Genomic DNA, 21,424 nt, shown 5'->3' on the forward strand with positions numbered 1-21,424 from the left:
AGGTCATGCGTCTTCATCCTGCAGCTCCCGCTCAGGCAGGTCGGGCCGGTCGCCATAAAGATACCGCGGCCCGCGCCCGAGACGCGAGGCCGCATCGCCCGCGTTATAGAGACGGCAGCTTTTCATCGACAGGCACCCGCAGCCGATGCAACTGTCCAGCTTGTCCCTCAATGCGGTCATTCGCTGGATTCTCTCATCCAGATGCCTGCGGAAGTCCTTGCTGATCCTCGTCCAGTCCGCCTTGGTCGGCGCCCTGCCCTCCGGCAGGCTTTTCAGCCGGTCGGCGATTTCGGCAATCGAAAAGCCGAACTCCTGGGCCACGAGGACAAAGGACAGCCGGCGGATATCGGCGCGCATGAACCTGCGCTGGCCGCCCCGATTGCGGGCCGGATGAACGAGCCCCCGTTCTTCGTAAAACCGGATCGCCGACACGGAAAGACCGGTGCGGTCAGCCAGTTCGCCGATGGTGAGCAGATCGGTCGTCTTCATAACCTTTTTCAAAATTTCACCTTTCGCCTCTTGACCTAAACTTAACTTGAGGAATTATCTCTGTGTCTGCTTCGAGTCAAATCTTGAAAGGAGACGTTATGAGCACCGCATTCCTGGAACATGTGAACGTGACAGTCAGCGATCCCGAGGCCACGGCGAAACGGCTGCACGACTGGTTCGGCTGGAAAGTCCGCTGGAAAGGTGACAGTCTTGGCGGCGGCACCACGTATCACATCGGCAACGAGACGAGCTACATCGCCGCCTACACCCCGCCCAAGGCCACCACACCCCTAAGTGGCGACAGCTACAGCCATCGCGGCGGGCTGAACCACGTGGCCGTTGTCGTCGATGACCTGGATGCGGCAGAGGCGCGGATCAGGGCCGGCGGATACGTCCCCCACAATCACGCCGCCTATGAGCCGGGCCGCCGGTTCTATTTCGAGGACGATGACGGCATCGAGTTTGAAGTCGTCAGCTATGCCTGATCGGCTGACGGGCGGCTTCGGCCGCCCGCTCCGCTAAAACTCAATGCCCGCTCAGGACCAGCGTCTGGACAGGGTATAGCAGGGCCTGGACACGAAGCAGCATGGCGTGAACGAGCCCGACCGCATCGATCGCATGCAGGTAGATGAACTCCCCTGTTCCAAGCGGCTCGCCTGAACTCAGCCGGTCATGATTGCTGGTATAGGCATTCACGCTGCAAACCGCGCCGGGCGGCAGTCGTTTCAGACCGTCCTTGTAGATCGGCTCCAGAACGGCAGTGATCGACGCCGGCCTTACGGTCTGGCTGGTGTCGACAAGCTGACCGCCCGCAGCCACCTGTCCGGAGGCAATCTGGGTCTGCACCTCTGTGATCACCAGCGGTATGATCGTGAAAGGCTGGGCGCCGCAAAACGCCTCGGCCACCATGCCGACTTTCAAGACCTGCGCTTCGATCTGGCCAAAGCCCGCGATCAACCGTTCGTTTTGAGCGTCCTTGGGGATCAAGATCCCCGCCGGGCGCATGATCGGATTCACGATGTCGCCAGGCCGCAGCACAAACTGACTGACCGTCCCGTCAACACCGGCATAGACAGTCGTTTTCGCCAGTTCCACTTCCGCCTCGGCCAGCCGCGCTTGCGCGCTTTTCAGCTTCTCTGGCAAGAACACATTGATCTTGGTTTCGGCCAGGTCCCTGTTCGCCTCCGTTGCTTTCATGGCACCCGTCATGGCTTCCACGGTGGTCTGCAGTTTTTCGACATCCCGCACGCTGACCGCGCTGGCGTTGCGGGTAAACAACTCCTGTCTCGTGTCGAACTCATCCTGGGCCTGCTTCAAGGCTGCCTGTGCCTGCTCGACCTGCGCGGTGGCAACGGCAAGTTCGCCCGTTGCCAGCGCAATCTCTCCCTGGAGTTCGGCAACCTGCTGCCGCGCCGTGCCGACGGCAGCCTGCTGGCGGCTGCTGTCCAGCTTGAAGATGGGATCTCCCGCCTTGACGTCATATTCGAGGCCGACCGGTACGTAGGTTTCCGCCACGCGGCCCGAACCTTCCGGCAGGATCGCGATGGTGCGAAACGCGGAAACCGCACTCGTGGCGGTCGGGTGAAAGTAGAAAACCAGTGTGATCAGCGCCACCGTAAGCATCAGGCAGGTGACGATGCCGTAGCGCAGCTCGTACCAGACCGAGTAGAGCGTGATCTCGTGGCCGATCCGTTTGCCCTGCCCATAGCGGCGGTAAAGAAAGTCCGGCAAGATCGTCAGCACTGAACAGAACAGAAGTTCAAACATTTATGCCTCCTGCCTGGGTGCGGATTGCCGAGTGTCCGTTGCCGTCTCACCTGCCGGGGCCGCGGCATCGCGCTCCTCCGCCGGGCTGTCCGGCTCGCTTGCCTCCCTCAAGGGCTCCGGACCAATGCCGCTTCGAACATCAGGCCGGTTGGCCATCCGGCTCAGCGAATTCGCAATCGAGCCAAGCGGAGACACGAAATCCGGGACCTGAACGAATGCCAACAGGAGGGCGGCAACCCAGAAGATGTTGTTATGCGTAAAGAGCGCGAGAAGGCCGAGCACGGCAACCAGCTCAAAATGCATCCGGCCATGCTTGTGCGCGAGGCGCTCCGGCAAGGAATGAAGGTGCAGGTAGAACGTCCCCAACAGGACAACACCGATGATGAGCACGGCCAGCATGATCATCATCAGCGGATCGCTTCCTTCCATCGACGGTAAGAACGCCGGCAGATGCTCGGGCGCAAGTTCATGCGTATTCTCAGCCATTCCAAACCCCAGTTCGCCTGCGGCACCCCTCCGGAACAACCCGAGCTTCGCCACGCCACATTTAAGCTGCAATCGGCATCCGTGTGCAAATAAAATGCGTCGCAGAAGAGTTTATCGCGCGATGCCTGTACTTATCGCGGCGCCATGCGGATGGCGCCGTCCAGGCGGATCGTTTCGCCGTTGAGCATGTCGTTCTCGCAAATGGACCTGACCAGCTGGGCGTATTCGGCCGCCCTTCCGAGACGCGAGGGAAACGGCACCTGCTGGCCCAGGGACTGCTGAACGTCTTCGGACAGCCCTAGCAGCATAGGCGTTTCGAAGATGCCTGGGGCGATCGTCATTACCCGGATGCCGGATTTGGCGAGATCGCGGGCGACCGGCAGGGTCATGCCCGCAACGCCCGCCTTGGACGCAGCATAGGCGACCTGACCGACCTGACCGTCGAAAGCCGCGACCGAAGCGGTGGAGACAATCACGCCGCGTCCCCCGTCCCGGGTGCATGGCTCGAGCCCGGCCATCCCGGTCGCCGCGATCGAGAGGCAGCGGAAGCTGCCGATCAGGTTGACTGCAATCACTTTTTCAAACATGTCCATCGGATGGGGCTCGCCCCGCGAGGAGGTCTTGGCCACCGGGGCAATGCCGGCGCAATTGACAAGAATCCGTTCCTGGCCATGTGCGGTGCGCGCCTTTTCGAAACCAGCCGCGACGCTGGCCTGGTCCGTCACGTCGACATTGGCGAACACGCCGCCGATCTCGGCGGCCACCGCCTCACCCTGTTCCGCGCTGCGGTCGAACACGGTAACCCGCACACCCTCGCCAGCAAGCATCCGGGCCGTCGCGGCCCCCAGTCCCGATGCGCCGCCTGTCACGATGGCGGAAAGGGTTGAATCGAGTTTCATCACAGCCTCCAATCAAAGCAATCCATTGAAAATAATGGATTTAATTCTCCTAATTGACGAAAACGTCAATTTTGACCGGCAAATTGACCGAGAATGACGCGCCGGTCAAGCGCGCCTGCGTTGGCCCTTGCTGAAAGATGCAACCGGCGACCGCCCGAGGGGACAAATCCGGACGGGCTCACAAAATTGAAAGCGCTGGCCTCAAGACGGCGAGGAAAAGTTCGCAGGCCGATGCCGGCGTAACGGTTACGGACTTTGGAGCTGCGGGCCCGCAGACGTTTTTACGTCCTTCAGATGGATCCGGAGCGGACCGTATCCTGAGCCAGCACGACCAGATCGAGCGGCTGCTTGAGACCGGTAACCTGCGCACCCGGCCGCTCTTCGATCAAGGCGGACCCAAAACCCTGCCGGCAGGCCAGGTCCCAGGTGGTCCTGTCCGTCAGTCCCCTGGAATCTTGCGCCTTGTTGGCGTCCTCGAGTTTCGCGGCCCGGTTGACCGCATCTCCTATGACGGTGAACTCCAGCCGGTTCCTTGAACCGATCACACCAACCGTCACCGGGCCGGCGGCCACCGCCGTTCCGATCCGCAACACGCCCGGCCAGCCAGCGGCGACGAACCGCTCCTGGTTCGCCTCGACGCTTTCCAAAAGGCGCAAAGCGGCCCTGAGCGCATCCGCGGCGAAGGTGCTGGAAGGCTGGACCGCGCCGAAGGTCGCCAGGATGCCGTCGCCCAGGAACTTGTCCACGCGTCCGCCCTCCTGGCTGATCGCGTCGACGACAATGTTCTGGTATTCGGCCAGGACAGCCAGAACGATTTCCGGCGGCAGCGTGGCTGACGTGGAGGTGAACGAACGGATATCGGCATAGAGGATCGCCGCTTCGCGCAGACTCCCTCTCCGGCCTGAAGCTCGCTGTCGGCATTCGTGATCGAGGCGGCAACCTCGGGTGCAAAGAACCGGCGCAGATCCATCGCCGCCGCATGATCGCGCGTTGCCTCGAACAGCATCGACCTGCCGCGGTAAAGCGCGACGGAAAGGATGATGGTCACGGCGAAGATGACCATGGTCTTGTCCAGTTCCGCGCCGATCAGGATCGTGTTGCCGGTCAGATATTCCACATAGTTGCGGGTCACCCGCATGTGGTCCATATCCGAGAAAGCCGCATAGAACACCAATCCCAGCCAGCCCACGACGGCGACAAGACCGGTTGTCAGGACGAAACGCGGATCGAACCGGAGCGCCCTGAGGCCGATGAAGATGAAGACGTACATCAATGTCGGCGTCTTCAGGTAGAACGTCGGGTGCTGGTTGTACTGAATGTGAAAGGAAAAGATCAGCCCGACCAGTAGCGCCATGTCGACGCCGATCGAGATCAGCAGATACCACCGGGGCAGCTCGAAACGGTAGGACAGAACCAGCCGGAAAACGGTGAACAGGAAATAGCTTGCGAGTGCAATCGGAACGAAGTTGAAACCGGCCGATCCTTCCGCCCGCGGCGCGATCGCATAGAGGACGGAGAAAAATAGGACCAGAGCCAGCTGCATCCAGCCGATCAGCCGTTCCGATGTGGCCTCACGGGCACGGATTTCCGCCCGCACCCGATCCGGCAAACCGGTTTCCGGCGGGCCGCCGCGGAAGAGATAGCGCAAAGTGTCCAGAAATGAGCTCATGTGACCCGGATCTTCAACAAGTCCGGAGTTTCCACTCTGGACGGAAAATGCGCAATAAGCTGAACGGGAATGTGACAGCGCGTGAACGGGTTCGGAACCATCAGCGATCCGCCTCCCACCAGCGTAGGTTAAAGCGACAACCCGTGCAGCCGGATTTGCTCGATCTTGCGAACCAGTTCGCTTTGCCGCCGGCAGCCGGACTTGGCCAGGGCGGCCTTGATCTGATTGCGGACGGTGTGAAGACTGACTTGCCGGCTTGCCGCGATTTCCGCCGGGGTCCTGCCGTCGGCCAGCATCAGGCTGGTTTCGGCCTCCGCCTGGCTCAATCCGAGGACTTCCTGCAACCTGAGCTGGAGCGTTGCCAGGCTGGCTTCGGGCTTGATCGCCAACAGGATCACCGAGATCGACTTCGTCAGAAAGGGCCCGAAGGGCGTTTCGTCCAGATCCCCCAGCCGCATGCCCATGGCCCGGCAGACCCAGGACTGGCCGTGTTGGTCGGCAAGCCGCCAGCTGTTCAGGACATTCAGGTCTCCCTTCGACTGAACACGCGCGAGTGCGGTAAACCGCCTTTGAGCCTCCTCCGAGTGGAAGTGGAGGCGGCGGCCCAGCCCGCTGCCCACCAGGGTTCCGTTGGCGAGCAGATGTTGTCCTTCCCTGCATCCATGGTGGATCGTCATGGCAGCATCGACCACGAATATCGCGGTTCCCGTTCCGAGCATGTGTTGCTCGGCCGCCCATTTTTCGAAGGTGAGGCCGCAGATTGCCCGGTTGATCTCCAGCGACTGACGGATGCTGGGTGCGAGCCTGGCGCAAAGCTGCAACCATTGACCCTCATGTTTTTCGCGGTCCTTCTCACGCATGTTGCCGCCAACCAGGAACATCCGGTGCTGCTCGGCAGCGAGCATCGCGCCGCCGCCGGCGCAAATATCGTCATGGGGCAGGAGCAATTCCGAATAGAATTCCGTCTTTCTCAACACATCCGGCGGGCACAGTTCATGCGCCGCGATGGTGTCGCCGATCGCGCATTTCGCGAAATTGGCGGCATACGGGTTCTTGTCGGCAAAATGGGTTTCGTAGAGGTGCAAAATGTCCGGGTCGTAGCCGGAGGAACTGGTGAGCGGCGCGGCTTTGGTGAGACCATCATAGCCGATCAGCTGGGTGAATACGCGCGTTCCCAGCGCCTGCCCCATTTCATCCAGAAAGTGCTGCCACCGGCCCGGATCCACCGCCGCCGCCACGGCGAGGTTGGACAGTTCGATGTATTTGTCGACAGCGATGACCACGATGCCCCCGGCAGTCCTCTGCTCAAAACCCGGGCAGCCGCAACCACATTTGCAACCATAACTTTTATTGCCGCATAGCCCAAATGGACCATGCACTTAACGTATACACGCTGTAAACAACTAATGATCGTATCGCGCGGTCAATCGCAACGGACTCTTCGGGTTGCGGATGGCTGTTTTTCGGTTGCAATCATGGGATTCCCGCATTCCTGCAACCGGCGGGCGATTGATTTTTTAATCTATAGTATTTTTTCAGGCGGCCGTTTGGGCCGCCTTTTTTTCCGGGTCCTGCGTTCGGCCCGGGCCGCACAAGGGCCGCCCGACCCATTGCAACCGACCAGCCGCAGGACGTGCGATCAGATCCGCTCGAAGGTCCGCTCATCCGGGGTGCACAGGCATAGTTCGACTGCGTCGGCCGATCCGAAGGATACCAGGGCGTACAAGACTACAGCCGCAGGATCATGCCTTCGCTGGCCACCAGCGTTCCTGCATAGGCATTGCTGGCGGCAAGCCCGATCTCATCGAGTTCGTCATCGGTACGGCGCGGGTCGTGGTGGAACAGGACCGGCGTCTTCACATGACCTTCCCTGGCTAGCTGCACCGCCTTCTGCCACGTGGAATGTCCCCAGCCCCTGAACGTTTCGTATTCGTCATCGGTGAACATGGCGTCATAAATCATGATATCCGCGCCTTCCACGAATTTCGGCAGGGCAGCATCGACTTCCGGATCGCCATGTTCGTGATCGGTGATGATGCAGATCGATTTGCCGTGATATTCGAAGCGATAGCCGCAGGCGCCGCCGGGATGATTGAGACGGATCGTACGTATGACGAGATCGTCGGTGCGCGGGATCTGCTCGCCCGCGGTGAAGGATTTGAATTCCACGCCTTTCAGCGTCTTGGCGGCGACCGGGAAAATCGGCGGCGACATGACCCGGCTGACAATGTCGACCAGACTGGTTTCGTCCTGAAAATGCCCGGCCCAGGCCGTCACCGCGAACCTGGGATCGTAGGCCGGTTTGAAAAACGGCAGCCCGCATATGTGGTCGAGATGAGTGTGCGTGAACAGCAGGTCGAAGGCGCGCGCCCCGCGCCTGCAGAGCTCCATGCCGAGATTTCGAGCGCCGGATCCGCAATCGACGAGCAACAGGGCGTTTCCAGCGCGGATTTCGAAACACGAGGTTTCGCCTCCGTATCGAAGTGTGTTCGACCCGGGTGTCGGGGTGGATCCCCGCGCGCCCCAGCAACGAAGCGAAAATTCCTCTGTCACGTATAGCTCCCTAACCGCCTGCAACTCCCCGGCGCGCGTCCGCCAGATCTCGGGTTGTCCGCTCGAGCCGCAGGGCCAACGTCCGCATGACCTCCAACGAAATATCCGGAAATTCTTTCAATAGTTTCAAAAAGTCGTCCTTCGAAACTGTGAGAACATCCATGTCCGTTGCGGCCACCAGTGTGGCGGTTCGCGGCACATCGCACAAAATGGCTATTTCGCCGACGATGGAGTTTTCGGAAACCTGGGCGACCTTTTTCTCGCCTTCCGGCGTATTCACCAGAACATCCGCTGCGCCGGAAAGGATGATGAACGCGCAGTCGCCCTCCTCGCCCTGCGAGCAGAGCCGCTCGCCGGCGGGGTATTCCGTCCGGTCGCTGATAAAGGCCAGGAGACGCAGTTTGGTCTCGTCGATACCATGGAACAGCGGCACCTTGCGCAGTGCTTCGACTTCCGTTTCCAGTGTCATTTTCTTCTCCCGGACACGCTGCCCATCTTCCGGCCTATTTTCTTGCGACCACAGGATGGTGACCTGCAGTCCGACTGCATTCGAGTATTCACCGCCATATCCCTACTCTTTATCTGAAATTCGTCCCTGGTCCAGAACGAAAGACTGATCGAATTCAGCCGCAATTTCCGTGTTGGACGTACCGAACAGGAAAGTCTTGCCTTCGAGTATTCTCTGCAGACTGCGGCGCAGGTCTTTGTCGTCTTCAGTCATACCTGTGGCAATATCATCCAATATGGTGATTTTTGCGTTCTTCAGTAGACCTCGCACCAGCGCGATGCGCCGGCGCTGCCCTGCCGACAGACGGGATCCGGACACACCGACGTGATATCCGAAGCCGGCAAAGATGATCGGCCGGCGCAATCCGGTCTCCTCCACGATGGTGCGGATGACGTCATCGATGCGCCTGCGGGCGTCCCGGCGGTCAACGCGCGCGCGGCCAAAGAGGAGATTGTCTTCGATGGTCAGCGGCGGCAGGTAGATATCCGGATCGAAGGCGACAAATCCGGGGTTGTTTTCGACGACTTGCGACAAAAACTGCTTGCGGGCGGAGATTATCTCGTCGCGAAGCTCGTCGGTCATCACGCCGAGACGATGGCGCGCCGGAACCAGTTTGAAGGCCAGTCCCCTGAGCCTGGTCCTGTCCGCGACGGTCAGGCCGGGCCGCGGTTGATCGGATTTGGCGATACGAACGATCCGTTCGAAGTCCGGAATTTCTTCCTGGGTGATGAAGGAATACGCGCCGAGAAGCCCACTGTCGCCGGAGACGTTGGCGAACAGCTCGAGCATTGTTTCGGCGATCTTCAGGCCGATCTGCTGCAACTTGTCGTCAAAGCCCGTTTTGGCGAGAAAGGCTTTCACCTCCTCCAGTTCCGGCACCTGGTCCATCGTGATATCGGGATCGGAGGGAACGGCGAAGAACAGATTTTCCGCGAGGCTTGCGCTGGCGTTGAACCGGTCCGGATGCCACAGCTCGACCAGGCCGCCGAGCTCCGGTTCGTTCGCGATCCGGATTGCGAGGTTCTTCCGTACGTTCAGGATCTTCTCGGCAAACGTGTCGTTCATTGAGGGATCGAATCGCGATTGGAGCCCAAGTCGGTAGATATCCTTGTCCAGCGACACCGCCTCCAGCAGTTCCAGTGCCTTTTCATCAAGCTCGTCCGCACGCTCAACGCCCGCAGCTTCCAGATCGTTCCAGTCGGCCTCGAGGTCATAGAGCGGATTGCGCGTCTCCTTGGCTTCATTGAGCCTTTTCTTGTATTCCTTGAGGTCCTCGCCCTCGCGCTGAGGCGCAACCAGCGGCCTGTGGCGCAGTCCGTAGTAGAGGTTGTCGCGAATGGTGCCGGTCCACACGTGAACCGCGCCGCCCACATAGGCGATCTCGCGGCCGAGCGTGGAATCGGTCAGCTTGGCCAAGTCGTGATTGCCGATGCAGATCTTGCCCGACGAAGCCGAGACCAGCCCCGCGGCAAGTTGCAGCACCTCCGAACGGCCCGAGCCATCGGGCCCGGCAATCGCACAGGCGCTGCCTGCGGGAACGGTCATCGATACGTCCATGACTTCCTGACCGGCGGCGCCGCCGGAAAAGCTGACATTCTCGAACTTCAGATCGCCGCTGAGTTCGACCGTCTCGTCCGCGGTCAGACGCTCCGTATCGTAGATATCAGGCGGGTCGAAATTCTCCACGACCGTCTGGTACTTGACGCTGACATCTGCGGTCATCTGGTAGAAGGACAGCAATTCCTTCCACGGTCCCGCCAGATCCTTGTAAGCCGCGACCACCGCCAGCAGCGCGCCGATGCTCAAATTGCCTTCGATCACGAGATAGCCGCCGATCAGATAGAAGAAGAACGGCGTCAGCTGATTCATGAAGTTGTTCAGGAACTTGATGAGAAACTTTCTGTTGAAGATCTCATAGCGGATCCTGAAGTTCTGGTAGAGACGGTCGGAAAGGTCGGCGGAATGCCAGGCGGCCGTGTCATTGGCGTGGATCTCGGCAACGCCGGCAATGCTCTCGCCCACCTTGTCCGCGACCACGCGGATGTTCCTCACCCGCTTGCGGGACAGAATGACCACCTTCTTCTGCAGCAGCGGAATGACATAGCCCTGGATCGGATAGGAACTGATTGCCGCGAGCCCCAGCAACGGGTCCTGCATGAAGATGAAGCCGATCTGGACCACGAGCATGCCGCCCTGATAGGCCGGCAGGGCAAAGGCCTCGCCGATATAGCCGCCTACATCCTCGACTTCCGACGTGATCATCGGGATGATCTCGCCGGAGCTGACTTTCCGGAAATGCGGCAACCGGAAGCGCAGGACGCGCTGGAACAGCTCAAAACGCAGGCGCCGCAGCATCCGTTCGCCGAGGCGCCCCTTGTAGATGTTCAGGAAAAATTTCAGCCCGTTGGAAACCACCACCAGGCCAAGAAAGGTGAAGCAAAGCAGAACCAGGTAAGGAATCTGGTCGAACTCAAAGCCCATTATGGTGCGGGGAAAATCATCGCCCTGGACCGCATCGTTGACGATCAGCTTGGGCAGTTCGAGCAGGACGTAGACCACCGGATAGCTGAGGACGGTAACCAGGAGAATGAAGATCTGCTGCCGTGCGCTGTACTTCCAAATAAAACTAAATAGGCTTTTTTCCATTAGTTCATCCAAATAGACATGGATCAAACATGTGCAAGCAGATCATATTTGGTATATTAGCGCTCCGGAACGAACCGCCAGACAGAGTGAAACGGTTCAATCTAAACTCATTTCGCTCTAGGATTAGCATTTGCGACAGCGATTTTGAAAGGGTCATCCGACCGTTCCTCGTCAAAAGTTTCACGTCATGCCACAACCGGGCGTGACAAAGGCCGGCCAACTGAGACATAAGTGCCTCGCGCCAGCTTCAGCAATCCAGGGGCAGTATGAGTTCCAGAACACCGAAGATCCTGATCTACAGCCACGATTCCTTCGGGCTTGGCCATCTCAGACGCTGCCGCGCGATCGCTCAGTCGCTGGTTGGCGACTTCGATACGCTGTCCGTTCTGATCCTGTCCGGATCACCGATCATCGGCAGTTTCGAGTTCCGCACCCGCGTCGATTTCGTGCGCATTCCAGGGGTGATCAAGTTGCGCAACGGCGAATACACGCCGCTTTCGCTGCATATCAACATCGACCAGACCCTGGCGATTCGCTCCTCGATCATCGAACACACGGCGAAGGTCTTCGACCCGGATATCTTCCTCGTCGACAAGGAACCGCTCGGATTGCGCGGCGAAGTGCTCAGGACGCTGGAAGCGCTCAAGGACACCGGCACCCGGCTGGTTCTCGGTCTGCGCGACGTGATGGACGATCCGGTCGTCCTGAGGGACGAATGGGAGCGCAAGCATGTCTATCCGGCGCTCAAGGACCTCTATGACGAGATCTGGGTCTACGGACCTGAGGACATCTGCAATCCCCTCGAAGGGATCGACCTGCCGGAGGGCGTGAGCGAGAAGCTGCGCTATACTGGATATCTTCGTCGCGACATGCCGGAATCGGTCATGGACAAGCCGGCTCCCTCACCCTTCGGCGAAGAACCCTACGTGCTGGTCACGCCCGGCGGCGGCGGGGACGGCGTCGAGATGGTCGACTGGGTGATGCGCGCCTACGAGACCCGCCAAAGACCGCTGTTTCCCGCGCTGATCGTCCTGGGTCCGTTCATGCCGGCTGCCGCTGCCGCCGAGTTCACGGAGCGCGCCGAGCATCTGCGCGATGTGGAGATCATCCGTTTCACGCCGCAGATCGAACCTTATCTTGCCAGCGCCACCGCCATTATCGGCATGGGAGGCTACAACACGTTCTGCGAGATCCTGTCCTTCGACAAACCCACCCTCATGGTGCCGCGCATCATTCCGCGCCGGGAACAGGCGATCCGTGCGGAAAGGGCCGAGAAAAGCGGCCTTTTGAAAGTGCTGCCGATCGACCGCTATCCCGATCCGGACCTGATGGCGACCGCCCTTTCGGAACTTCCGGACATGGCTGCGCCGTCTTGCGCCGGTGTCGACAATCTTCTCGGGGGGCTTGAAGTCATCAGCACGCGCGTGGAAGAGATCTTCCAGGAACAGATGTCCGATGTGGGACGCAAGCTGGTCAATTTCTGAACCCGACCGGCCGCGCCATCTGCGCCCTTAATCTTCCCGGAGCCAACCGATGTCCCGAATCGCCGTTGTGGTCAAAGGCTATCCGCGCCTGTCCGAGACCTTTATCGCCCAGGAGATCCTCGGCCTGGAGCGGCGCGGCATCGGCATTGTGATCGTTGCCCTGCGCAAACCCTACGACCCTTACATTCACGAACTGCACCGGCAGATTTCGGCCGAGGTGATGTATCTGCCGGAATATGTGAAGGACGACCCCGGTCGCGTGGCACGGGCAAAACGATGGGCGGAGAAACAGCCGACCTATGAGACCGCAAAGGCGGCCTTCGACGCCGATTTCGCCCGGCAGCCGAACGCGGACCGGCGGCGCCGGTGGGCGCAGGGCTGCGTGTTTGCCCACGAGCTGCCCGATGACATCAGATGGATCTACACCCATTATCTCCACACGCCCTGTTCTGCGGCCCGTTACGCGGCGCATCTTTCGGGGCGCGGCTGGTCGTTTTCGGCCCATGCGAAGGACATCTGGACCAGTCCGGAATGGGATCTGAGAACCAAGATCAACGATGCCGCCTGGGGCGTTACCTGCACGCGCGTCAATGCCGAGTATCTGAAGGGCCTTTCCGACGAGCCCGACAAGATCGAACTGCTCTATCACGGCCTCGACTTTTCCGGCTTTCCCCTCCCTTCAGGCACCGCGTCCGCCAGGGACGGCAGCAGCGAGCCGGTGCGCATCGTCTCCGTCGGCCGGGCGGTGGAAAAGAAGGGCTATGACGATCTGTTGTCAGCGCTCGCCAGACTCCCCAAATACCTGAAGTGGCATTTCACCCATATCGGCGGCGGGGAGCTCTCCGATGCCCTGGAAGCCCAGGCAGAGGCGCTCGGCTTGTCGGACAGGATCACCTGGCGAGGAGCCCGGCCACGGGAGGAAGTGATCGACGCCTGCCGGCCGGCCGATCTTTTCGTGCTTCCCTCCAAGCTCGCCAGGACCGGTGACCGGGACGGCCTGCCGAACGTGCTGATGGAGGCCCAGTCCATGGGGCTGTGCTGCCTGTCCACCCGCGTTTCCGCCATCCCGGAGCTGATCCGGGATGGCGAGACCGGCGTTCTGGTCGCACCCGGCCGGCCGGAAGAGCTGGCCGAGGCGATGGCAGGCCTTATCCAGGATCCAAAGCGTCGCCATGCGCTCGGCCTTGCTGCCTCGGACCTGGTGCGCAGGGACTTCTCGACCGATCCGGGCCTCGACCGTCTGACGGAAAAACTGCGAAGAGTGCTCTGAGGAAGATCTATGAAAATCGCTTTCACCGCCCCCATGAAACCTCTGGACCATCCGGTGCCGTCCGGTGACAGGACCATGGGGCGGCTGATCGTTCAGGCACTGGAGCAAGCCGGGCACGCGGTCAGGATTGCAACCACTTTCCGCTCCTGGCGCAGGCAGGGCAGCGATGAAATTCAAGGGGCGGTCCGCGCGGAGGCGATCAGGGAAGCCGACAGGATTGCCGAAGACTGGCTGCGAACCGGCTACGGGCCAGATCTGTTTCTGACCTATCACCTTTACCACAAGGCCCCGGATTGGATTGGCCCCGCCCTTGCCGACCGGTTCGACCTGCCTTACGCGATCGTGGAGGCCAGCCGGGCGCCGAAACGGCAAAAGGGCGATTGGGCCTACGGCTTTACCGCCGCTGACGCCGCGCTGGAACGGGCCGACGCGGTTGCCGCGCTCCACAATGCGGATGCGCAGTGCCTGCGCGCGCTCGTGCCGGAGGACCGGCTGGAGGTCCTGCTGCCCTTTCTGGACGCCGCTCCGCTGCAGGAAGCTTCCCATGTCCCCAAGCCGCTTGCCGCCCAACCCCTGAGCCTGCTGACCGTCGGCATGATGCGGGAGGGCGACAAGACCAGGTCCTACGAGGTTCTGGCCGAGGCGCTGAGGCAACTGCAGGACCGCCCCTGGCAGCTGACGATCATCGGGGACGGTCCGAACAGGGACTACATCCTGGGACTGTTTCCGCCGGAAAAGATCGCCTGGCTGGGCGCCCTGCCGCCGGAGCAGCTGCCCACCCAGTATGCGCTTCACGATCTGTTTGTCTGGCCCGCCATCCGCGAGGCTTTCGGCCTTGTGCTGCTGGAAGCGCAGGCGGCGGGCGTCGGCGTTGTCGCGGGGGATACGTTCGGCGTGCCCGATATCGTCAGGAACGGGGAAACCGGCCTACTCTCCCCGGAAGGCGATGCGGCTGCCTTCGCGGCAAATCTGGGCCGGGTCATCGGGGATCCTGCGCTGGCCGACCGGCTGGGCCATGCGGCGCGCGCGCATATCGCCGAGAACCACACGCTTGCGGCCGGCGCGCAAAGGCTTGACAACTTCGCGCAACGCGCCGTCCGCAATCATTTTGCGCACGCAAGAAAGAAACAGGGCTGATGAGCTTGAAAGCCTTCATTCATGTGCAGCACCTGCTGGGCACCGGCCACGTGGTCCGCGCAGCCCGCATCGGCAAGGCGCTTGCCGCAGAAGGCATTGAGGTGACGCTGGCCAGCGGCAACCGGATACCGCCGACACTCGACACCGGCCCGCTCAGGGTCGTCGAGCTGCCCGCCTGCAAGAGCCCGGACGCCGCCTTCAAGCGTCTTGTCACTTTAGACAATGAAGGTATTGACGAGACTTGGAAATCCGCCCGCGTTAAAGCATCGATTCAAGCCTTTGACGCCGAGGACTACGATCTGCTTCTGACAGAGACCTATCCCTTCGGCCGCCGTCAGCTGGATTTCGAGCTGACGCCGCTTCTGGAACGCGCGACGGCCCGGGCAAAGCCGCCGCTCATCGCCACGTCCATCCGCGACATTCTGGTGCGCAAGAAGGAACTCTGGAAAGAGGAGTGGATGGCCGCGCAGGCGCTCAAGTTTTACGATCGCATCCTGGTCCATTCCGATCCGGACTTCGTGCGGCTCACCGACAGTTTTCCCTTTGCGGACCGGGTCGACCATCTCGTGCGCTACACCGGATTTGTCGACGGTGGCGCCCGTCCGCCGACAGGCAGTACCGATGGTGAGGATGAGGTCATCATTTCCTGCGGGGGCGGTGCCGTGGCCGAGAGCCTGCTGTGGGCTGCCCTCGATGCGCGGCCGCTTTCGCGGCGTGCGGAAGACACCGCCTGGCGGGTGCTGATCGGCCACGATGTCTCCGAAGACGCGTTTGCCATTTACCGCAAGAGCGCCGCGGCCGGCGTGATCGTGGAGCGGGCCCGCAGGGATTTCCCGGAGCTCCTGACGCGGGCGCGGCTGTCGGTGAGCCAGGCGGGCTACAATACCGTGCTCGATATTCTCGCCGCCGGTGTTCCGGCCGTCTTCGTTCCCTTTGCCCAGGTCAACGAGACGGAACAAGACCAGCGGGCTCAGGCTCTGGCGGCCCACGGCCGCGCGGTCGTCGTGCCCGAAGCCGGGTTGACGCCGGAACGGCTGGCGGCGGCCATCGACGATGCGCTCGCCCTGCCCCGCCGCCGGCACAAGGTGCGGCTCGGCGGCGCGCGGGAAAGTGCGCGCATTCTTCTTCAGGATCTGAAGGACCGCAGCACATGACCTCCGGCCTTCAGCGCTTCAGGGACGAACTGAGCGCGCATCTCGACTGGTTTGCCGACCGCGGCCGCAAGGTCCGGTTCTGGTGGCGGGACGACGATGCCGTCGAACCCACCGCGGCGCTCGACAGGATGCTGGCAATCGCCAATCGGCACAACGTGGATGTGGCGCTTGCGATCATCCCGAAGGATGCAACGCAGGCGCTGGCCGAGCGGCTTGGCTCGGAGCAGCACGCGCTGGTTCTGCAGCATGGCTGGCAGCACCGGAACTTTCAGCGCAAGGATCTTGGCGAGAAGGCAGCCGAACTCGGCTCGCGCCGCGACCCGGACGAGCTCATGGGCCAGCTCGCCGACGGCAAGGCGCGGCTGGAAGCGCTTTTCGGCGACAGGTTCATCCCCGCCGTGGTGCCGCCCTGGAACCGGATCGATCCGGAAATCGCCCGCCGCCTGCCGGACATCGGTCTTCCCGGCCTGTCCACCTTCACCTGGCACAATTTTCCGCGCGCGTGCCAGGTCCAGTCGCATGTCGACATTCTGAAATGGAAGAAGCAGGTGCGCTTCATCGGCTGGGAGAGCGCTCGCCTGCGTTTTGATCTGCAACTCACCCGCCGGCGGAACACGGGCGACGAACCGCTCGGCCTGCTGACCCACCACCTCGCCCATGACGAAAGCTCATTCGCGTTTCTGGAAACGTTTCTGGCAATTGCCGCCCATCATGACGGAGCGGAGTGGCCGGAGGTGAAGGGGCTGTTCGAACCACGGCCTTGAGCGGCGGAGGTCACCAAGCTGCAACTGGAGACGAAATGAAGGATACGCTCTGCCTCCTTGCTCCCGGTTTCGAAGATCCGGCCTATCCGGGCAAGACCTTCTATTGCTGGCACTGCGCGCTGATGGAAGGTGTGCTGGCCTCATTCCCCGAGCTTGCTGCCAAACTGGATGTGCGGCGCATTGCCTGGCCGAAGCCGCGTCGGGAGGTCGCCGACCTGTTGGGCGAGGAAAACCAGAGCCTGCCGGTTCTGGTACTGGCCGAGGGCGGGTTCATCGATGACAAGGATCTGATCCTGGCGGCTTTGACGGAACGTCACGGCTTTGCCCATCCGCATCCGTGACGGCAGGCTCTTGCCTGCCCTGTCATTCTGGACAAGTGAGGCCAAGCCGAACACAGATCCGGAATGACGGGTGCCTGGAAGAAGCGCTTTGCTCACGGCTCCGGCACCGGGAGCGGCCCGGAACCTACTCCGCCGCCACCTGCTTCTGGCGCAGCCTGTCCGCGTATTCCTTTCTCAGCAGCGCCAGCTTCGGATCGATATAGGTTCTGCAGAACGGCCGCTCCGGGTCGCTCGCATAGTAGTTCCGGAAGCGTTCGTCCGAAGGCCTGAATTCGGCGAGGGTCAGCACCTTGGTGACGAGCGGTTCGTCAAAGCCGCGCTGCAGCTCGCGCATGGTTCCGGCGACCTTCTGGCCGGTGCCGGCATCATAGACATAGACCGCGCTGCGGTATTTGCCGCGCATCTTGTGTTCGCTGGTGCTGGCATGGGTGCGCAGGTGGATTTCGAGCAGCACGGCCAACGGCAGCGCGACCGGGTCGAAGGTCACGACGACAGCTTCCGACCAGCTCGCGTTCGGCGGATCGGAGCGTATGAAGCCCTGTTCCACCCGGGAAATGCCCGCCACTGCCTGAAAGACGGCTTCGGTGCACCAATGGCAGCCGCCGCCCAGCCCGATTTTCACCTGTGCCTCCGAAGTCATCCCGTGTCTTTCCCAACTCTGCCGATGGACTCGTCGTTTGCAAAACGCGTTGGCGGAGATTCCCCCAAAGCATTTTTGACTGTGACAGCCCTGCCCTCTTGGCGGTGCGCTTCTGGACATTTAGGATCGAGAGTCCCGTCGCCAATGGAGCTCCCATGTCACACGATCACGATCATGATCACGACCATTCACATCTCTCCGATATCGAGCTGCGGGTGCGGGCGCTGGAGACGCTGCTCACCGAAAAGGGCTATGTCGATCCCCTGGCCCTTGATGAGCTGATCGAGACCTATGAAACCAGAATCGGACCGAAGAACGGTGCCAGGGTGGTTGCCAGGGCATGGGCGGATGCCGGTTTCCGGGAAAGGCTGCTCGCCGATGCCACGGCGGCCGTCGCCGAATTCGGCTTTACCGGTCGCCAGGGGGAGCACCTGGTTGCGGTCGAGAACACGAACGAGACGCATAACATGGTCGTCTGCACGCTGTGCTCCTGCTATCCGTGGACCGTGCTCGGCCTGCCGCCCGTCTGGTACAAATCCGCGCCCTACCGCTCCCGCGCCGTGCGCGATCCGCGCGGGGTTCTCGCCGAATTCGGCGTGACGCTGCCAGAAGGCAAACAGATCCGGGTTTGGGATTCGACGGCGGAGATGCGCTATCTGGTGATCCCGCAGCGCCCAGCCGGAACCGACGGCTGGAGCGAGGAACGGCTCGCCGAACTCGTCACCCGGGACAGCATGATCGGCACCGGTCTGGCGCTCGACCCGTCGAAGCCGGAGGATGCGGCATGAACGGCGCACAGGATCTTGGCGGACAGATGGGGTTCGGCCCCATCGAGCTGGAACCGGGCGAGCCGAACTTTCACGCCGAATGGGAAGAACGTGCCTTTGCCGTGACACTGGCCATGGGCGCCACCGGCTCCTGGACGCTGGATGCCTCCCGCTTTGCCCGCAGATCCCTGCCTCCGGCAGATTATCTTTCGTCCAGCTATTACGAGATCTGGCTCAAGGGACTGGAGAAGCTGGTGGTGAGCAACGGGCTGGTGACACAGGAAGAGCTCAGCCAGGGCAAGGCCCTGGTGCCGCCAAAGTCCGTCAAGCGGGTGTTGAAGGCCGGCGACGTGGCGGGCGTGCTTGCCAAGGGCGCGCCGGTCGACCGGCCCGAGAACGTTCCGGCGAGGTTCAAAGCCGGGGACCGGGTGCGCACGAAGCGGATGCATCCTGAAACCCACACCCGCCTGCCGCGCTATGCCCGTGATGTGGAGGGCCGGATCGAGGCCGTTCACGGCGTCCATGTTTTTCCCGATACCAATGCCCACGGCAAGGGCGAGCAGCCCGCCTGGCTCTACGGCGTCGCCTTCAGGGGCACGGATCTCTGGGGCCCGGACACCGATCCGGACCTTGTCCTGCGCATCGATCTGTGGGAGCCCTATCTTGACCCTGCCTGACGATGTCCGATCAATGCCGCGCCTGCCGCTGGACGATGACGGCGGTCCGGTGTTCAACGCCCCCTGGGAAGCGAAGGTCTTCGCCATGACGGTACAGGCCCATCAGGCCGGCGTCTTCACCTGGAGCGAATGGGCAGAGGCTCTTGGGGCGAAGCTCGCCAGGGATGGCGACGGCAGCAGTGAGACCGCCGGCTATTACGACCATTGGCTGGACGCGTTCGAGGCGCTGCTGACGTCAAAGGGCATCGCGGGACCGCAGCAACTGTCGGAGTTGCGCAGCGCGTGGGACGACGCGGCGCGCGCAACGCCTCACGGTCAACCGATAGAGCTCAAGAGGCCCCATGGCTGACATGCGCCTGAAAGTTCCGCCGGTCGCCGTTTTCATCGTGGCGGTTCTGTTGCTGGGCGCCGGCGCCTGGCTGCTGCCGCAGCTCAGCATTGCCTTCCCCGGACAGACGATCCTGGCCGCACTCCTGGTCGTTGCCGGCGCAATCCTTGGCGCACAAGGTGTTCTGTTGTTCCGGCGAGCGCGGACCACCGTCAACCCGATGACGCCTGAGGCAGCAACGAAACTGGTCACCGACGGTGTATACCGCATTACCCGCAACCCGATGTATCTCGGTCTGCTCTCGCTCCTGCTTGCCGTTGCGGTTTACCTCGGAACGCTGACGGCGCTGGTCGTCCTGCCCGCCTTCGTCTGGTACATGAGCGCATTCCAGATCAGGCCGGAGGAAGAAAGGCTCATCGAGATCTTCGGTGATGACTACCGGGACTATCGCGGCAAGGTTCGCCGCTGGATCTGAGCCCGACCCGTCAGGTCCCGAGATAGAAGCGGTTTCTCGCCTTGAACTCGTCGGCTGCAAATCGCAGGAACGAGCGGATGCGGGCGACGTTCTTCAGATCCGGATGGGTGAGTATCCAGATGTCGAGGTAACGCGTCGGCTCGGCGCCGGGCAGACGGATGAGCCCCGGATCCGGATCTCCCAGGAAGCAGGGCAGATGTCCGATCCCCATTCCGGCGCGAACGGCCGCATGCATCGCGATCATGTCGTCGGTCACGGTGGCGACTTCTCCATTGGGAAATCTTTCGAGAAGTTCCTTTGGCGGGCCTCTGCCCCACCATTTGAACGTGACGAACTGCACCCGCCTCAATGTCGCGGACTCCAGAAGCGCATCCTGGTGCTGGCGGGCGTAGTCCCTTGAGAGATAGAAACACCGGTTCTGCCCGGTGGCACGGCGGCCGAAGAGATTCTCGTCCGGTTTGTCCGTCACGCGCACGGCAATATCGGCTTCCCGCCGGTGCAGGCTGAGGATTTCATTGGAAGCGTTCATTGTCACGTCGATGCCCGGATGCCGTTCCTTGAACCGCGCAATGATATCAGCAAGCTGCACCTGAAAGATCAGCTGGGCCGCGGTTACCCTGAGGGGACCTTCCAGCTCCGCATCCCGCGCGGTCAGGCGGGTGTCCAGCGCCAGGACCTCCGCTTCCATCCGCTCGGCCGCCGCCACCGCCTCTTCGCCGGCAGCCGTTGCCGTGAAGCCGTCCGGAAGCCTGTCGAACAGGCGCGTCCCCAGGCGCTCTTCCATTGCGGCCAGACGGCGTGAAACCGTGGAGTGCGTCACACCAAGGTTTCTCGCCGCCCTTGCCAGGCTGCCCGCCTTGGAAATTGCGAGCACGAATTTCAAATCGTCCCAATGGTTCATAGCCTGTGCATTTTTGCACATCCTGATTCCGAATATGAAGAATTTTTCGCAGGCGCGATTTTGGCTAGGTTTTTCGCATCTCGACAAAGAGGAGACGCAGAGATGTCCATCCAAGCACTTGCCATTATCACGATCACCGACCGGGAAAGCCTCGGAGCCTACCGGGAAAGGGCTGCGGAGGCCCTTGCCAGGCATGGTGGCAGCGTGCTGGCGGCCGATCCCGAACCGCTGGTTCTCGAGGCCGCAAGCGACACGCCGGATATGACGGCGTTGCTGTCCTTCCCGAACCTCGAGGCGGCACAAGCCTGGCGCGACGACCCGGATCTCGCCGACATCCACGCACTGCGCAACAAGGGCGGCAAGTCGACGATCGTGGTTTTGCCAAGCTGAGTGCCCGAGGCCGCGGCATCGGTTCATGGCCGGTTGGCGAAGTGGCGGGCATTCGGCGTGAAATGTGACACGGGTCACC

23 protein-coding genes are annotated in these 21,424 nt (G+C 61.7%); 12 read left to right on the forward strand and 11 right to left on the reverse strand.

Annotated features, from left to right (window positions below):
* Window positions 1–3: 3 nt before the first annotated feature.
* The gene (gene soxR, locus ON753_RS13590; RefSeq protein WP_265963173.1) at window positions 4–489 is read right to left on the reverse strand and encodes a redox-sensitive transcriptional activator SoxR; all 486 of its coding nucleotides are present in this window, start codon (window positions 487–489) and stop codon (window positions 4–6) included.
* Window positions 490–587: 98 nt separating this feature from the next.
* Between soxR and ON753_RS13595 the strand changes: the two genes are divergently transcribed.
* Window positions 588–974, forward strand: coding sequence for a VOC family protein (locus ON753_RS13595; protein ID WP_265963174.1), 387 nt, complete (start codon window positions 588–590; stop codon window positions 972–974).
* Window positions 975–1,014: 40 nt separating this feature from the next.
* On the opposite strand, the gene ON753_RS13600 is transcribed toward ON753_RS13595, so the two are convergent.
* The 8 genes from ON753_RS13600 to ON753_RS13635 form a co-directional block, all read right to left on the reverse strand.
* The gene (locus tag ON753_RS13600) at window positions 1,015–2,256 is read right to left on the reverse strand and encodes an HlyD family secretion protein (protein WP_265963175.1); all 1,242 of its coding nucleotides are present in this window, start codon (window positions 2,254–2,256) and stop codon (window positions 1,015–1,017) included.
* On the reverse strand, window positions 2,257–2,742 hold the full coding sequence (locus ON753_RS13605) for a hypothetical protein (protein ID WP_265963176.1): 486 nt from the start codon (window positions 2,740–2,742) through the stop codon (window positions 2,257–2,259).
* Window positions 2,743–2,873: 131 nt separating this feature from the next.
* Window positions 2,874–3,641 carry an SDR family NAD(P)-dependent oxidoreductase gene (locus ON753_RS13610; protein ID WP_265963177.1) on the reverse strand — a complete coding sequence of 256 codons (768 nt, stop codon included), beginning with the start codon at window positions 3,639–3,641 and terminating at the stop codon, window positions 2,874–2,876.
* Window positions 3,642–3,931: 290 nt separating this feature from the next.
* Window positions 3,932–5,026, reverse strand: a complete 1,095-nt coding sequence (locus ON753_RS13615) for an adenylate/guanylate cyclase domain-containing protein (RefSeq protein ID WP_265963178.1) — start codon at window positions 5,024–5,026, stop codon at window positions 3,932–3,934.
* Between the two features lie 412 nt (window positions 5,027–5,438).
* On the reverse strand, window positions 5,439–6,593 hold the full coding sequence (locus tag ON753_RS13620; RefSeq protein ID WP_265963179.1) for a helix-turn-helix transcriptional regulator: 1,155 nt from the start codon (window positions 6,591–6,593) through the stop codon (window positions 5,439–5,441).
* A 445-nt stretch (window positions 6,594–7,038) separates the two neighbouring features.
* Complete coding sequence (locus ON753_RS13625) at window positions 7,039–7,863, reverse strand: MBL fold metallo-hydrolase (RefSeq protein WP_265963180.1); 825 nt, start codon at window positions 7,861–7,863, stop codon at window positions 7,039–7,041.
* A gap of 10 nt (window positions 7,864–7,873) precedes the next feature.
* The gene (locus tag ON753_RS13630) at window positions 7,874–8,332 is read right to left on the reverse strand and encodes a cyclic nucleotide-binding domain-containing protein (protein ID WP_265963181.1); all 459 of its coding nucleotides are present in this window, start codon (window positions 8,330–8,332) and stop codon (window positions 7,874–7,876) included.
* A gap of 102 nt (window positions 8,333–8,434) precedes the next feature.
* A complete protein-coding gene (locus ON753_RS13635; RefSeq protein WP_265963182.1) occupies window positions 8,435–11,017 on the reverse strand; it encodes an ATP-binding cassette domain-containing protein in 2,583 nt (860 codons plus the stop codon).
* 266 nt (window positions 11,018–11,283) lie between these two features.
* Here ON753_RS13635 and ON753_RS13640 point away from each other — a divergent pair, with 266 nt between their 5' ends.
* Genes ON753_RS13640 through ON753_RS13665 form a run of 6 tightly spaced genes read left to right on the forward strand, consistent with a single transcriptional unit; the run spans window position 11,284 to window position 17,167 of the window.
* Entirely contained in the window at window positions 11,284–12,501 is a 1,218-nt protein-coding gene (locus ON753_RS13640; RefSeq protein ID WP_265963183.1) for a glycosyltransferase family protein, read from the forward strand.
* 49 nt (window positions 12,502–12,550) lie between these two features.
* The gene (locus ON753_RS13645) at window positions 12,551–13,771 is read left to right on the forward strand and encodes a glycosyltransferase family 4 protein (protein WP_265963184.1); all 1,221 of its coding nucleotides are present in this window, start codon (window positions 12,551–12,553) and stop codon (window positions 13,769–13,771) included.
* 9 nt (window positions 13,772–13,780) lie between these two features.
* Entirely contained in the window at window positions 13,781–14,908 is a 1,128-nt protein-coding gene (locus ON753_RS13650; protein WP_265963185.1) for a glycosyltransferase family 4 protein, read from the forward strand.
* The gene (locus ON753_RS13655; RefSeq protein ID WP_265963186.1) at window positions 14,908–16,062 is read left to right on the forward strand and encodes a glycosyltransferase family protein; all 1,155 of its coding nucleotides are present in this window, start codon (window positions 14,908–14,910) and stop codon (window positions 16,060–16,062) included. Before ON753_RS13650 ends, ON753_RS13655 begins: the two co-directional genes overlap by 1 nt.
* The gene (locus ON753_RS13660; protein ID WP_265963187.1) at window positions 16,059–16,826 is read left to right on the forward strand and encodes a polysaccharide deacetylase family protein; all 768 of its coding nucleotides are present in this window, start codon (window positions 16,059–16,061) and stop codon (window positions 16,824–16,826) included. The genes ON753_RS13655 and ON753_RS13660 overlap by 4 nt, the downstream gene beginning before the upstream one ends.
* Before the next feature lie 35 nt (window positions 16,827–16,861).
* Window positions 16,862–17,167 carry a DUF3088 domain-containing protein gene (locus ON753_RS13665; protein WP_265963188.1) on the forward strand — a complete coding sequence of 102 codons (306 nt, stop codon included), beginning with the start codon at window positions 16,862–16,864 and terminating at the stop codon, window positions 17,165–17,167.
* A 124-nt stretch (window positions 17,168–17,291) separates the two neighbouring features.
* On the opposite strand, the gene ON753_RS13670 is transcribed toward ON753_RS13665, so the two are convergent.
* Window positions 17,292–17,807 carry a peptide-methionine (S)-S-oxide reductase gene (locus ON753_RS13670; protein WP_265963189.1) on the reverse strand — a complete coding sequence of 172 codons (516 nt, stop codon included), beginning with the start codon at window positions 17,805–17,807 and terminating at the stop codon, window positions 17,292–17,294.
* A gap of 155 nt (window positions 17,808–17,962) precedes the next feature.
* Here ON753_RS13670 and nthA point away from each other — a divergent pair, with 155 nt between their 5' ends.
* Genes nthA through ON753_RS13690 form a run of 4 tightly spaced genes read left to right on the forward strand, consistent with a single transcriptional unit; the run spans window position 17,963 to window position 20,054 of the window.
* The gene (gene nthA, locus ON753_RS13675; protein WP_265963190.1) at window positions 17,963–18,595 is read left to right on the forward strand and encodes a nitrile hydratase subunit alpha; all 633 of its coding nucleotides are present in this window, start codon (window positions 17,963–17,965) and stop codon (window positions 18,593–18,595) included.
* Window positions 18,592–19,251 carry a nitrile hydratase subunit beta gene (gene nthB, locus ON753_RS13680; RefSeq protein ID WP_265963191.1) on the forward strand — a complete coding sequence of 220 codons (660 nt, stop codon included), beginning with the start codon at window positions 18,592–18,594 and terminating at the stop codon, window positions 19,249–19,251. The genes nthA and nthB overlap by 4 nt, the downstream gene beginning before the upstream one ends.
* Window positions 19,238–19,600: a nitrile hydratase accessory protein gene (locus tag ON753_RS13685; RefSeq protein WP_323054730.1), complete on the forward strand. Its 363-nt coding sequence runs from the start codon at window positions 19,238–19,240 to the stop codon at window positions 19,598–19,600. The genes nthB and ON753_RS13685 overlap by 14 nt, the downstream gene beginning before the upstream one ends.
* Window positions 19,593–20,054, forward strand: coding sequence for a methyltransferase family protein (locus tag ON753_RS13690; protein ID WP_265963192.1), 462 nt, complete (start codon window positions 19,593–19,595; stop codon window positions 20,052–20,054). The genes ON753_RS13685 and ON753_RS13690 overlap by 8 nt, the downstream gene beginning before the upstream one ends.
* A 10-nt stretch (window positions 20,055–20,064) precedes the next feature.
* Here ON753_RS13690 and ON753_RS13695 read toward each other — a convergent pair whose 3' ends face one another.
* The gene (locus tag ON753_RS13695; protein ID WP_265963193.1) at window positions 20,065–20,976 is read right to left on the reverse strand and encodes a LysR family transcriptional regulator; all 912 of its coding nucleotides are present in this window, start codon (window positions 20,974–20,976) and stop codon (window positions 20,065–20,067) included.
* 81 nt (window positions 20,977–21,057) lie between these two features.
* Between ON753_RS13695 and ON753_RS13700 the strand changes: the two genes are divergently transcribed.
* The gene (locus ON753_RS13700; RefSeq protein ID WP_265963194.1) at window positions 21,058–21,345 is read left to right on the forward strand and encodes a DUF1330 domain-containing protein; all 288 of its coding nucleotides are present in this window, start codon (window positions 21,058–21,060) and stop codon (window positions 21,343–21,345) included.
* Window positions 21,346–21,424: the final 79 nt, after the last annotated feature.

The sequence above is a fragment of the Roseibium salinum genome (assembly GCF_026240905.1).
Taxonomy (GTDB): domain Bacteria; phylum Pseudomonadota; class Alphaproteobacteria; order Rhizobiales; family Stappiaceae; genus Roseibium; species Roseibium salinum.